Source organism: Klebsiella sp. AqSCr, assembly GCF_008452795.1.
Classification (GTDB): domain Bacteria; phylum Pseudomonadota; class Gammaproteobacteria; order Enterobacterales; family Enterobacteriaceae; genus Klebsiella; species Klebsiella pneumoniae.
Genome location: NZ_MJDM01000044.1, coordinates 24,871 through 37,597, shown reverse-complemented (window position 1 = coordinate 37,597; position 12,727 = coordinate 24,871). Strand labels below are relative to the sequence as shown.

Below are 12,727 nucleotides of genomic sequence, written 5' to 3'. Positions count from 1 at the left end.
GTAAGCGTACAGCGAGAACCGTATTGACGGGGATGTGTTATTCAGTTGGCAGTGTGATGCGCCAGGGTAGCAGCTCGCTGACCCGGTTGACCGGCCAGTCAGCTATGACGTCAAGGACATGGCGAAGGTAGCTTTCTGGATCCACGCCGTTCAGTTTGCACGTCCCGATCAGACTGTACAGCAACGCTCCCCGCTCACCACCGTGGTCTGAGCCGAAGAACAACCAGTTTTTACGACCCAGACTGACCATCCGCAGCGCATTTTCAGCGATGTTATTATCGGCTTCGGCCCAGCCGTTTTCTGCATAGTACGTCAGGGCCGGCCACTGGTTCAGGGTGTACGTGAACGCCTTTGCCAGCTCCGAGTGTCGCGACAGCGTTTTCATTTTTTCACGCAACCAGCTTTCCAGGGTACTAAGCAGCGGTTTCGTTTTCCGCTGACGTTCAGCAAGCCGTTGTTCCGCCAGCATTCCTCTTATTTCCGCCTCCACGGCATACAGTTCGCCGATACGCTTCAGGGCTTCCTCCGTCAGGGCTGACGGCGTGCGAACGTGCACATCGTGGATTTTACGGCGGGCGTGAGCCCAGCAGGCGGCTTCCGTTATCCGGCCATCGCGGTACAGCTCGTTGAACCCGGCGTACGCATCCGCCTGTAGCACACCGCTGAACCCCGCAAGATGGGTCTGCGGATGGATGCCTTTTCTGTCGGGGCTGTAGGCGAACCACACCGCCGGTGCCAGCGCTGACCCGGCGTTGCGGTCATCACGAACATACGTCCACAACCGCCCGGTCTTCGTCTTCTTATTGCCCGGCAACAGCACCTGGACCGGGGTATCATCGGCATGGAGTTTACCGTCAGTCAGGACATAGTCCTGAAGCGCCTCCTCCAGCGGGGACAGCAGCCGGCAGCATGCATCCACCCAGCCCGACAGCAGTGAACGGCTCAGTTCCACGCCCTGGCGACCGTATATTTCAGACTGACGATACAGCGGTGTGTGCTCTGCATACTTTGAGGTCAGCACGCGGGCCATCAGCCCCGGTCCGGCGATACCCCGCTCAATGGGGCGCGAAGGCGCGGGGGCCTGCACGATGGCATCACATTTTGTGCAGGCATGTTTTTCCCGTACGGTCCGGATCACCCGGAAGGCGCTGCGCATCAGCTCCAGCTGTTCAGCGGCATCCTCACCCAGGTAACTCAGCGCACCACCACACTCCGGGCAGCAGGAACCCGCTGGCCGCAGGCGTTTTTCATCGCGGGGGAGTGATTCGGGGAACGGTTTGCGGGTGCGGGTCTGACGCAGAGTGCGCTGTACTGCCGGGTCATCCACCCGACCGGTCAGCGTATCGCTCTCTTTCTGAAGCCGGTTCAGATCGGCTTCCATTTGTGCGATACGGCGGGAGACTTTTTCGGAACGGCTGCCGAAGTTCATCCGGCGAAGTTTATCCAGCTGCGCCTGCAGATGGTCTATTTCGCGCTCCCGGTCTGCCAGCTTTTCCAGCAGGGCACGGTTCAGCGCTTCCTGTTCGGCAAGGCGCTGTTTCAGCAGAAGGATGTCGTCAGAAGAGATGTCATTCATAAGCCAGCATTTTACCAGGCTTATTCTGCGACAACCAGGATAAAGAAGCCTACAGCATGGTCAGGGAGGTCAGCAACCGCTTCGGCTGTCGCCAGTCGATGCCTTCCAGCAGCATTGCCAGCTGCGCCGGGGTCAGGAACACTTTGCCATCGCGAGCTGACGGCCAGGCGAAGCGCCCGCGCTCCAGCCGTTTGGTCAGCAGGCACAGCCCGTCGCCGGTGGACCACAGAAGTTTAACCTGACTGCCGCTGCGGCCCCGGAAGATGAAGACATGGCCGGACATCGGTTCGTCTTTCAGCGCCGTCTGCACTTTTGCAGCCAGCCCGTTGAAGCCGTTTCTCATATCGGTAATACCGGCAACCAGCCAGATTTTGGTGCCTGTTGGTAGCGGGATCATCGCTTCAGTTCCTGTATCAGCAGAGTCAGAAGCTTTTCGCTGACAGTGCCGTTGAGGCGGAGTGTCCCGTGCCGGAACGTTACCTCACAGCAGATGCTGAGCTCTGAGTCCTCAGCGGGCGGTTCTGGTTGTACGGCGGTGGCATCGAGAGTCACAGGAAGTAACTGAGGACTCTCAGAGGAAGGTAATAGCAGCTTTCCCTCGCGCCACTGCTGGCGCCATTTAAAGAGCAGATTGGCATTAATGCCATTTTCAAGCGCCAGTTTTGAGATGGATATCCCGGGTTCGCAGGAGGCAGCAACGAGTTGCTGTTTAAACTCAGGAGAATAATTAGGGCAGCCTTTACGCCTGCCGGGAGTCATATTTTTCTGCATATCTAACACTTTGGTTCCCACTACTTATTTGGTGGACACCACTTTGTCGGATGCTTCAGATTATGACCAGACGGTTCACGCTGTACGCTTACAAAGAAGCCCGCAAGGTTGGCAGTGGTATTCGAGCAGGACGAGGCAAGGTCGAGTATGGACCGCACATTCCGACATTGTTGAAGCAGGCAGAAGGTGGAGAGTTGGATTAACGCGAGAGAGGGCGCGTCTGAGAATCCAACCAATGTTAGATTTTCGCAGGGTGGTGAAAAACAGAAAAATCCAACCAGAAGCAGCTTTTTGTCCGACTAAGAATCAAGGGTTAGAATGGATGAATTCCAACCCTAGAATGCAAATAGCCCATATAATAATTCCTTTCAGACAGGTACCGGTTAAGTGTAGCTGAGTCAGACAAAAAAGCCCCCTGACGGGGGGCAAAAATGTAGCAACGTTGTTTCAGGAAAATCTATCAGGGAAAAGGTAACAGCACGGATACTACCGTCGCATTCAGCCTGCATTGATCATGCGGCGGTGCGCTTCGGCCATGGCCTGATGTGGGCCGGATTGCCCGTTATTCATGAATTCATGAGCAACCGCTGCTCTTTCATGCTCATTCATCGCCGCGTAAGACGTTGACGGGACGGTCGTGGATACCGTGTTATTTCCCATCATCTTCTGATGACTTTCCACCATTTTCTGGTGAGCATCCGCCGAGCCGTTCGTCATGGTTTCATGAGCAATAATGGCCTGTTCATGCTGGTCCATACCGGTCATACGAGGAGCAGTCCCCTGGATCCCGACAGGAGCCTCAGCAGACTGCATCTGGTGAGCAGGAGCCTGTGCATTGTTGACGCGATCATGGATATTCACGGTTTCAGTGGCCCAGGCCGATGAAATTAAACCAAAGCCCAGCAAAGATGCTAATACGATATTTTTCATGATAACTCTCCATTTCTGAATTAGTGATGTCCGGGGAAGTACAACCGGTGTTTTCAGTTCCATAACTGAAACAAGTTCGGCAGCGTTTATTTCTCCGGAAGAGGGCTGGATATTCATTTCCTGGCGTACTCTGACGCCGGGTATTGATGAAGCAATCCAGCCTTCCTGATAAGTTGCACTAATTATATCGAATGGCTTCTGTTTGCTGCATGACAGGCTAATGACATCTTTGTCATTTACATCTTTATTTTCAGCATTGGGTTTCCGGGATCATTTTCTCCAGTCTGGGCACGGATAAGATAAAACGCGTGGAGCGTACGTCTGATTCCACCTGCACTCTTCCGTGATGTGCTTCCACGATTGACTTCACAATCGCAAGGCCGATGCCGCTGCCTTCTCCTTTTCGTTGTCTGGATGGATCCACCCGATAAAAACGGTCAAACAGCCTTGATAAATGTTCTTCAGGGATCGGTTTCCCCGGATTTTCAATCACAAGGTCAAAAAAGCTCTCCTGCTCTCTTATTGAGACGGTGATTGCCTGTCCCTCCGGGGTATAACGCAGGGCATTGGATAACAGATTATTGATCGCCCTTCTGAACATTTGTGGATCTCCCTCAACCAGGCAGGGCATCCCGTTAAATTTGAGCGTGATATTGCGTTCTTCGGCCCAGGCTTCGAAAAACTCGAAGACTTTCATGACTTCCGCTCTGAGGTCAAACATGACCCTGTCAGGTATCAGCTGATTATTATCTGCCTGTGCCAGGAACAGCATATCGCTGACCATTTTGGTCATCCGGTTATACTCTTCAAGACTGGAATAGAGGACATCCTCAAGTTCCCTCTGTGTTCGATCCTGACTCAGTGCGATTTCAGTCTGCGTCACCAGATTGGTGATGGGCGTTCTGATCTCATGCGCGATATCGGCAGAGAAATTGGCCTGGCGGGTAAAGACATCCTCAATCTTTCCAATCATATGATTGAACGAGATAACCAGTTGCTCCAGCTCAATGGGAACGCGTGTCGGTTCCAGTCGCGCATCAAGATTCTCGGAGGTGATGTTTTTAATGGCATTGCTGACATTACGAAGGGGCAGGTGCCCCTGACGGACAGCGATTCGAATGATCAGAACAATCAACAGGCTTATCACGACGGCAATCGCAATCAGGTTCTTTTTCAGCGCATCGAGGTAATGGAGATGGAAATTAATGGATAGGCCAGTCAGCATGACATAGTTCTGCTGTTTGCCCTGAAATATCGCCTGACCAGAGGAGGCGATAATCCTGTATGTTTCCATCTTCATTTCGGACCCGGTATCCATCGGTCCCGCAGGATCCTCCACCGTCCAGAGAAAGACATCCCGTGCGCGGCTGTGCTCGCTAAAATCTGCTGAATTCACTGCCGGGCGTAGTGCCGCCCCCTGAGCTGAGCTAAAGAGCACTTCACCCCTGGGATTGAGGAGCAAAAGGGCAACGTTGCGGTAGCTGGCAATTGATTCCTTTATTTTGCTTATTTTTTTATCATCCGGATCCACCGGGGACTGCAGTATACGGTTCAGTGTGGTGCTGATTTGTTGAAGATCGCTGACATCCTGCTCGGCAAAATGATTTTCAACAGAATGCAGCATAAACCAGGTGAAGGCGATAAAAGCCAGTATCGTGGACAGGCTGATAAAAAAGGTCAGCCGCAGAGCGAGTGAGAAAGGGCGTCTGGAAGGTTTGCTATGCATCCGGGACCTCCAGCATGTAGCCCACGCCCCGGACTGTCTGGATCAGCTTTGTCCCGTAATCGTTGTCTATTTTAGCGCGGAGTCGCTTTACTGCGACATCGATCGCATTAGTGTCGCTGTCAAAATTCATGTCCCAGACCTGAGAGGCAATCAGGGAGCGGGGAAGAACCTCTCCCTGATGGCGAATGAAGAATTCCAGCAGGCTGAACTCTTTACTGGTGAGCACAATGCGGTTTCCGGCGCGACTGACTTTTCTGGATACGAGATCAATCGAGAGGTCAGCCACCTTAAACTGGCTTTCCGTGATCATCGTGTTTCCCCGCCTCAGAAGGGTTCTCACCCGGGCGAGCAGTTCGGCAAACGCAAAGGGTTTAACCAGATAATCGTCCGCACCCAGTTCCAGTCCTTTGACCCTATGTTCGATCGTGCCGAGGGCTGTCAGCAGTAAGACCGGCATACCCTTTCCGGCAGTGCGCAGCATGCGGATGATATCCCAGCCGTTCACATCAGGTAGCATGATATCCAGAATGACTAAATCATACTCGGCTGTCATGGCGAGATGATATCCGGTAAGACCATTATCAGCGTGATCCACTACGAACCCTGCCTCTGTAAGCCCTTTGCTGAGATATTCACCTGTTTTAATTTCGTCTTCGACGATCAATATTTTCATCTTGCTCCCCGGCTGGCTGCTAATGTCATTCTATTGCGCCCACGATCGTTATCAACGGATTACAGCAAAAATGACAACATTGTCATTATCCTGTCACTCGGCAAACAGAGAGCGTTAGGTAAAGTACCCCTATCAATACTCTGGACTTCATTTGAACCATTTACCAGGTCTGCCTGGACGAGAAGCGTTATGTTCAAATTAAAATTACTCAGCATTAGCATGATATTCATCCTGGCAGGCTGCGTGTCGCTTGCGCCTGAATATCAGCGGCCCGCAGCACCGGTACCCCAGCAGTTTTCACTGTCCCATAACAGCCTGACGCCAGCGGTAAATGGCTATCAGGATACGGGCTGGCGTAACTTTTTTGTCGATCCCCAGGTTACCCGGTTGATCGGTGAAGCTCTGACTAATAACCGTGATTTGAGAATGGCTGCCCTGAAGGTTGAAGAGGCCCGAGCCCAGTTCAACGTCACGGATGCAGATCGTTATCCCCAGCTGAATGCCTCATCCGGGATAACATACAGCGGTGGTCTGAAAGGTGACAAGCCGACCACACAGGAGTACGACGCGAGACTGGAGCTCAGCTATGAGCTCGATTTTTTCGGCAAACTTAAGAACATGAGTGATGCTGACCGCCAGAACTACTTTGCCAGCGAAGAAGCCCGTCGGGCCGTACACATCCTGCTGGTCTCCAACGTTTCACAGAGCTATTTCAGCCAGCAACTGGCGTACGAACAACTCCGTATTGCGCGGGAAACGCTGAAAAATTATGAACAGTCCTATGCTTTCGTTGAGCAACAGCTCGTGACCGGGAGTACGAACGTTCTGGCACTTGAACAGGCGAGAGGACAAATCGAAAGTACCCGCGCCGAAATAGCCAAACGAGAAGGCGATCTGGCTCAGGCAAACAATGCCCTGCAACTGGTGCTGGGAACGTACCGCGCACTTCCGTCAGAAAAAGGGATGAAAGGCGGGGAGATCGCACCAGTAAAATTGCCACCAAATCTATCTTCACAAATTTTACTGCAGCGACCGGATATTATGGAAGCGGAATATCAGCTGAAAGCGGCTGATGCCAATATTGGCGCAGCGCGAGCGGCCTTTTTCCCCTCCATTACCCTGACCAGTGGTCTTTCCGCAAGCAGTACGGAGCTGTCAAGCCTGTTTACGTCAGGAAGTGGAATGTGGAATTTTATCCCTAAAATTGAAATTCCTATTTTTAATGCTGGCAGGAATAAAGCCAATCTGAAGCTGGCTGAAATTCGCCAGCAACAATCGGTGGTTAATTACGAACAAAAAATTCAGTCAGCCTTTAAGGATGTTTCCGACACGCTTGCGCTGCGCGACAGCCTTAGCCAGCAACTTGAGTCACAGCAGCGTTATCTTGATTCACTTCAGATAACTCTCCAGCGTGCCAGAGGATTATATGCAAGTGGTGCTGTCAGTTACATCGAAGTGCTGGATGCAGAACGTTCCCTCTTCGCTACGCAGCAAACCATTCTCGATCTTACCTATTCCCGACAGGTTAACGAAATTAATCTGTTTACCGCGCTGGGTGGCGGTTGGGTAGAGTAAATTTATTTAATTAATCAGGAAATTAAAAATGCGTAATTCACTTAAAGCCGTTTTATTTGGTGCCTTCTCTGTCATGTTTTCTGCCGGTCTTCATGCTGAAACACATCAGCATGGCGATATGAATGCTGCCAGTGATGCTTCGGTACAGCAGGTTATCAAGGGCACCGGTGTCGTTAAAGACATTGATATGAATAGTAAAAAGATTACCATTTCGCACGAAGCAATCCCTGCTGTGGGCTGGCCTGCAATGACCATGCGCTTCACTTTTGTTAATGCAGACGACGCTATCAATGCCCTGAAAACCGGCAACCATGTCGATTTCTCGTTTATTCAGCAGGGCAATATCTCCTTACTCAAAAGCATTAACGTTACGCAATCCTGATTATCAGTCCGGAGCGAATACATCCAGTGCGCCTGAACATTCATTAAGGGATTACTGTGAATGAATGATCGGGCGCATATGCCAGGTGTTTTGATTTTTCAGCGAGAAATTGTATGGCTTCTTTAAAGATAAAATATGCTGCAATAATTATCAGCAGCCTCATAGCAGGAGGGCTGATATCGGTTACTGCCTGGCAGTATGTAAACTCATCACAAAAAACAGTACAAACCGAACAAAAGGCACCGGAGCGAAAGGTACTTTTCTGGTATGACCCGATGAAACCGGATACCAAATTTGATAAACCCGGAAAATCGCCCTTTATGGATATGGACCTGGTGCCAAAATATGCTGATGAAAGCGGCGATAAAAGCAGTGGCGGGATCCGTATCGATCCAACGCAGGTTCAGAATCTGGGATTAAAAACGCAAAAAGTCACGCGAGGAATGCTGAATTATTCTCAGACAATCCCGGCTAATGTCAGTTACAACGAGTATCAGTTTGTCATTGTGCAGGCGCGCTCTGACGGTTTCGTCGAAAAAGTGTATCCCCTGACGATTGGCGATCATGTGAAGAAAGGCACTCCGCTTATCGATATCACCATTCCTGAATGGGTTGAGGCACAAAGTGAGTTCCTGCTGTTATCCGGTACAGGCGGTACGTCAACCCAGATAAAAGGGGTTCTGGAGCGACTTCGTCTGGCTGGTATGCCGGAAGAGGATATTCAAAGGCTGCGTTCAACCCGCACAATCCAGACCCGTTTTACCATTAAAGCACCTATTGATGGTGTCATTACTGCGTTTGACCTGCGCACCGGCATGAATATTTCGAAAGATAAAGTAGTGGCTCAGATTCAGGGGATGGACCCGGTCTGGATCAGCGCTGCAGTGCCAGAATCTATCGCATATCTGCTGAAAGATACGTCGCAGTTTGAAATTTCGGTACCGGCTTATCCGGATAAAACATTCCATGTCGAAAAATGGAACATTCTTCCCAGCGTGGATCAGACAACCCGTACGCTTCAGGTCCGTCTCCAGGTTTCTAATAAGGATGAGTTTCTCAAGCCGGGCATGAATGCCTATCTGAAACTGAATACCAAGAGCCAGGAGATGCTGCTGATACCAAGCCAGGCCGTTATCGATACCGGCAAAGAACAGCGCGTGATTACTGTTGATGATGAAGGCAAGTTTGTGCCGAAACAGATCCACGTTCTGCATGAATCACAGCAACAGTCCGGCATCGGTTCCGGCCTGAATGAAGGCGATACCGTGGTGGTCAGTGGCCTGTTCCTCATTGACTCCGAAGCCAATATTACGGGCGCGCTGGAACGTATGCGCCACCCTGAAAAAACAGAAAGCAGTATGCCAGCAATGTCTGACCAGCCTGTAAATATGCATTCAGGGCACTGAGGAGACGACGATGATTGAATGGATTATCCGGCGCTCTGTCGCCAACCGTTTCCTGGTCATGATGGGGGCCCTGTTTCTCAGCATCTGGGGTACATGGACGATTATTAACACGCCGGTCGATGCCTTGCCTGACCTGTCAGATGTGCAGGTCATTATCAAAACCAGCTATCCCGGCCAGGCCCCGCAGATTGTAGAAAACCAGGTCACCTATCCACTTACCACCACCATGCTGTCCGTACCTGGCGCAAAAACCGTGCGTGGTTTTTCACAGTTCGGGGATTCGTATGTGTATGTCATTTTTGAAGACGGCACCGATCTGTACTGGGCCCGTTCCCGCGTGCTGGAATATCTGAATCAGGTTCAGGGAAAACTGCCTGCCGGTGTGAGTTCTGAAATCGGTCCTGATGCCACGGGTGTGGGCTGGATTTTTGAATATGCCCTTGTCGATCGCAACGGAAAACACGACCTTTCAGAACTGCGCTCTCTGCAGGACTGGTTCCTGAAATTTGAGCTGAAAACCATCCCGAACGTGGCTGAGGTCGCTTCGGTTGGCGGCGTGGTGAAACAGTACCAGATTCAGGTCAATCCGGTAAAACTGTCCCAGTACGGTATCAGCCTGCCCGAAGTGAAACAGGCACTTGAATCGTCTAACCAGGAGGCCGGTGGCTCATCCGTTGAAATGGCCGAAGCGGAGTATATGGTCCGTGCCAGCGGTTATCTTCAGAGCATTGATGATTTTAATAACATCGTCCTGAAAACAGGTGAGAACGGCGTGCCGGTTTATCTGCGGGATGTTGCCCGCGTGCAGACCGGGCCCGAAATGAGGCGTGGTATTGCCGAGCTGAACGGCCAGGGAGAAGTCGCTGGCGGCGTGGTGATCCTGCGGTCGGGTAAAAATGCGCGCGACGTTATCACGGCAGTGAGGGATAAACTGGAGACGCTGAAGGCCAGCCTGCCGGAAGGCGTTGAAATCGTGACCACCTACGATCGCAGCCAGTTAATCGACCGGGCGATTGATAACCTCAGTTCCAAACTTCTGGAAGAGTTTATCGTGGTGGCCATCGTCTGTGCTCTGTTCCTGTGGCACGTACGTTCTGCCCTGGTGGCGATTATCTCTCTGCCGCTTGGCCTGTGTATCGCCTTTATCGTCATGCACTTCCAGGGACTGAACGCCAATATCATGTCACTGGGAGGGATAGCGATTGCCGTCGGTGCGATGGTGGATGCCGCCATTGTGATGATTGAAAATGCGCACAAACGGCTTGAGGAGTGGGATCATCAGCATCCGGGTGAGCAGATTGACAACGCCACCCGCTGGAAGGTGATTACCGACGCCTCCGTGGAAGTGGGACCCGCGTTGTTCATTAGCCTGCTGATCATCACCCTGTCCTTTATTCCTATCTTTACCCTGGAAGGGCAGGAAGGTCGTCTGTTTGGCCCGCTGGCATTCACGAAAACGTACTCCATGGCGGGAGCGGCCGCACTGGCCATCATCGTCATTCCTATTCTGATGGGATTCTGGATCCGGGGGAAAATTCCTGCCGAGACAAGTAACCCCCTGAACCGGGTGCTGATCAAAGCGTATCATCCTTTGCTGCTGCGGGTCCTCCACTGGCCAAAAACAACCCTGCTGGTTGCGGCCTTGTCCATTTTCACGGTTATCTGGCCACTGAGTCAGGTGGGCGGTGAATTTCTGCCGAAGATTAACGAGGGCGATCTGCTGTATATGCCGTCGACCTTGCCTGGCGTCTCTCCGGCAGAAGCTGCAGCGCTCCTGCAGACAACAGACAAGTTAATCAAAAGCGTTCCTGAAGTGGCTTCTGTATTTGGCAAGACCGGTAAAGCAGAGACCGCAACGGATTCCGCGCCGCTCGAAATGGTGGAAACCACGATCCAGCTCAAACCTGAGGATCAGTGGCGTCCCGGCATGACAATTGACAAGATTATTGATGAACTCGACAGGACAGTCCGTTTACCGGGTCTGGCAAACCTCTGGGTGCCGCCTATCCGTAACCGTATTGATATGCTCTCAACCGGGATCAAAAGCCCGATAGGTATCAAAGTGTCCGGGACTGTTCTGTCCGATATCGACGCGACGGCGCAGAGTATCGAGGCGGTAGCCAAAACCGTGCCTGGCGTGGTGTCTGTCCTGGCTGAGCGACTTGAGGGCGGGCGCTACATCGATATCGATATCAACCGGGAGAAAGCCTCCCGCTACGGGATGACGGTAGGTGATGTCCAGCTGTTCGTCTCTTCAGCAATCGGAGGTGCTATGGTGGGTGAGACGGTTGAAGGGGTGGCCCGGTACCCTATTAACATTCGCTACCCGCAGGATTACCGGAACAGTCCGCAGGCGCTGAAACAGATGCCGATCCTGACCCCGATGAAGCAGCAGATCACGCTGGGCGATGTCGCCGATATTAAGGTCGTTTCCGGACCAACCATGCTGAAAACCGAAAATGCCCGGCCAGCCAGCTGGATTTATGTTGATGCCCGCGGCAGGGACATGGTGTCGGTGGTTAACGACATTAAGACGGCCATCAGCGAGAAAGTGAAACTGAGACCGGGAACCAGTGTGGCATTCTCCGGACAGTTTGAACTGCTTGAGCATGCCAACAAGAAACTGAAGCTGATGGTGCCGATGACGGTGATGATCATTTTCATCCTGTTGTATCTGGCATTCCGCCGGGTTGACGAAGCCCTGCTGATCCTGATGAGCCTGCCGTTCGCCCTGGTTGGCGGAATATGGTTCCTGTACTGGCAGGGCTTCCATATGTCAGTGGCGACCGGAACCGGGTTTATCGCCCTGGCCGGGGTGGCAGCAGAGTTTGGCGTGGTCATGCTGATGTATCTGCGTCATGCCATTGAAGCGCACCCGGAATTGTCCCGTAAAGAGACGTTCACACCGGAAGGTCTTGATGAAGCCCTCTATCATGGTGCCGTACTGCGTGTCCGGCCGAAAGCCATGACCGTGGCGGTGATCATTGCGGGTCTGCTGCCAATACTCTGGGGAACCGGCGCAGGTTCAGAAGTCATGAGCCGTATTGCGGCACCCATGATTGGTGGGATGATCACGGCTCCGCTGCTGTCCCTGTTCATTATTCCTGCCGCCTACAAATTAATCTGGCTGCGCAGACATAAAAAAAGCGTGTCCTGAACCTGAAAGGGCACCCCCTGTGGGTGTCCTTCTTTACTGATTCACCCTGACGTCAGGGTTTATATCGATAATATACAGAGGTGAGTATGAAAAAAGTGGTTCTAATGGCGCTGGCTCTCGGCCTTTCACTACCCGCGATGGCGAGTGAAAAAGTGATTGATATGTACAAATCTGAAAACTGTGGCTGTTGTTCCCTGTGGGGCAAAGCGATGGAAAAAGACGGGTTTGAAGTACGAACTCACGTCATGAATGATCAGGCGCTGTCAGCCCTGAAAGAAAAGCATGCTATTCCTGCAGGACTACGAAGTTGTCATACCGCGGTTGCCGGTAATTTGATCATTGAAGGCCATGTGCCTGCGACAACGATACATAAGGCAATGCAGTCTGGTTCGGGTATATACGGTCTCGCCACCCCCGGTATGCCAGCAGGAAGTCCTGGAATGGAGATGGGAGCCCGAAAAGAGGCTTACGATGTTATCGCATTCTCACCGGATGGAAGTAAAAAAGTCTTCCAGCGAATCGAATAGTCAG

11 protein-coding genes and 1 pseudogene are annotated in these 12,727 nt (G+C 52.0%); 6 read left to right on the top strand and 6 right to left on the bottom strand.

Annotated elements, in window-relative coordinates; genetic code table 11:
* Window positions 1-37: 37 nt before the first annotated feature.
* Genes tnpC through tnpA form a run of 3 tightly spaced genes read right to left on the bottom strand, consistent with a single transcriptional unit; the run spans window position 38 to window position 2,347 of the window.
* A complete protein-coding gene (tnpC, locus tag BHE81_RS26515) occupies window positions 38-1,576 on the bottom strand; it encodes an IS66 family transposase (RefSeq protein ID WP_016808813.1) in 1,539 nt (512 codons plus the stop codon).
* Between the two features lie 49 nt (window positions 1,577-1,625).
* Window positions 1,626-1,973: an IS66 family insertion sequence element accessory protein TnpB gene (tnpB, locus tag BHE81_RS26510; protein ID WP_004114612.1), complete on the bottom strand. Its 348-nt coding sequence runs from the start codon at window positions 1,971-1,973 to the stop codon at window positions 1,626-1,628.
* Window positions 1,970-2,347, bottom strand: a complete 378-nt coding sequence (gene tnpA / locus BHE81_RS26505; RefSeq protein WP_004114613.1) for an IS66-like element accessory protein TnpA — start codon at window positions 2,345-2,347, stop codon at window positions 1,970-1,972. The genes tnpB and tnpA overlap by 4 nt, the downstream gene beginning before the upstream one ends.
* Window positions 2,348-2,415: 68 nt before the next feature.
* On the opposite strand from tnpA, the pseudogene BHE81_RS29185 reads away from it, so the two are divergent.
* Window positions 2,416-2,550, top strand: a pseudogene (locus tag BHE81_RS29185) (ISL3 family transposase); the annotation flags it as partial.
* Between the two features lie 295 nt (window positions 2,551-2,845).
* Here BHE81_RS29185 and silE read toward each other — a convergent pair.
* From silE to silR, 3 genes are all read right to left on the bottom strand, one after another.
* Complete coding sequence (silE, locus tag BHE81_RS26500) at window positions 2,846-3,277, bottom strand: silver-binding protein SilE (protein ID WP_004178091.1); 432 nt, start codon at window positions 3,275-3,277, stop codon at window positions 2,846-2,848.
* A gap of 250 nt (window positions 3,278-3,527) precedes the next feature.
* Window positions 3,528-5,003 carry a copper/silver sensor histidine kinase SilS gene (gene silS, locus BHE81_RS26495; RefSeq protein WP_000555737.1) on the bottom strand — a complete coding sequence of 492 codons (1,476 nt, stop codon included), beginning with the start codon at window positions 5,001-5,003 and terminating at the stop codon, window positions 3,528-3,530.
* Window positions 4,996-5,676, bottom strand: coding sequence for a copper/silver response regulator transcription factor SilR (gene silR, locus BHE81_RS26490; protein ID WP_000697969.1), 681 nt, complete (start codon window positions 5,674-5,676; stop codon window positions 4,996-4,998). Before silR ends, silS begins: the two co-directional genes overlap by 8 nt.
* A gap of 189 nt (window positions 5,677-5,865) precedes the next feature.
* Between silR and silC the strand changes: the two genes are divergently transcribed.
* The 5 genes from silC (at window position 5,866) to BHE81_RS26465 (ending at window position 12,723) form a co-directional block, all read left to right on the top strand.
* The gene (gene silC / locus BHE81_RS26485; RefSeq protein ID WP_032414989.1) at window positions 5,866-7,251 is read left to right on the top strand and encodes a Cu(+)/Ag(+) efflux RND transporter outer membrane channel SilC; all 1,386 of its coding nucleotides are present in this window, start codon (window positions 5,866-5,868) and stop codon (window positions 7,249-7,251) included.
* A 28-nt stretch (window positions 7,252-7,279) separates the two neighbouring features.
* On the top strand, window positions 7,280-7,633 hold the full coding sequence (gene cusF / locus BHE81_RS26480; RefSeq protein ID WP_001246153.1) for a cation efflux system protein CusF: 354 nt from the start codon (window positions 7,280-7,282) through the stop codon (window positions 7,631-7,633).
* Between the two features lie 113 nt (window positions 7,634-7,746).
* The gene (gene silB / locus BHE81_RS26475; RefSeq protein ID WP_004098959.1) at window positions 7,747-9,039 is read left to right on the top strand and encodes a Cu(+)/Ag(+) efflux RND transporter periplasmic adaptor subunit SilB; all 1,293 of its coding nucleotides are present in this window, start codon (window positions 7,747-7,749) and stop codon (window positions 9,037-9,039) included.
* A 10-nt stretch (window positions 9,040-9,049) separates the two neighbouring features.
* A complete protein-coding gene (gene silA, locus BHE81_RS26470) occupies window positions 9,050-12,196 on the top strand; it encodes a Cu(+)/Ag(+) efflux RND transporter permease subunit SilA (RefSeq protein ID WP_032414991.1) in 3,147 nt (1,048 codons plus the stop codon).
* A gap of 86 nt (window positions 12,197-12,282) precedes the next feature.
* Window positions 12,283-12,723, top strand: a complete 441-nt coding sequence (locus BHE81_RS26465; protein ID WP_000758228.1) for a DUF411 domain-containing protein — start codon at window positions 12,283-12,285, stop codon at window positions 12,721-12,723.
* Window positions 12,724-12,727 lie beyond the last annotated feature (4 nt).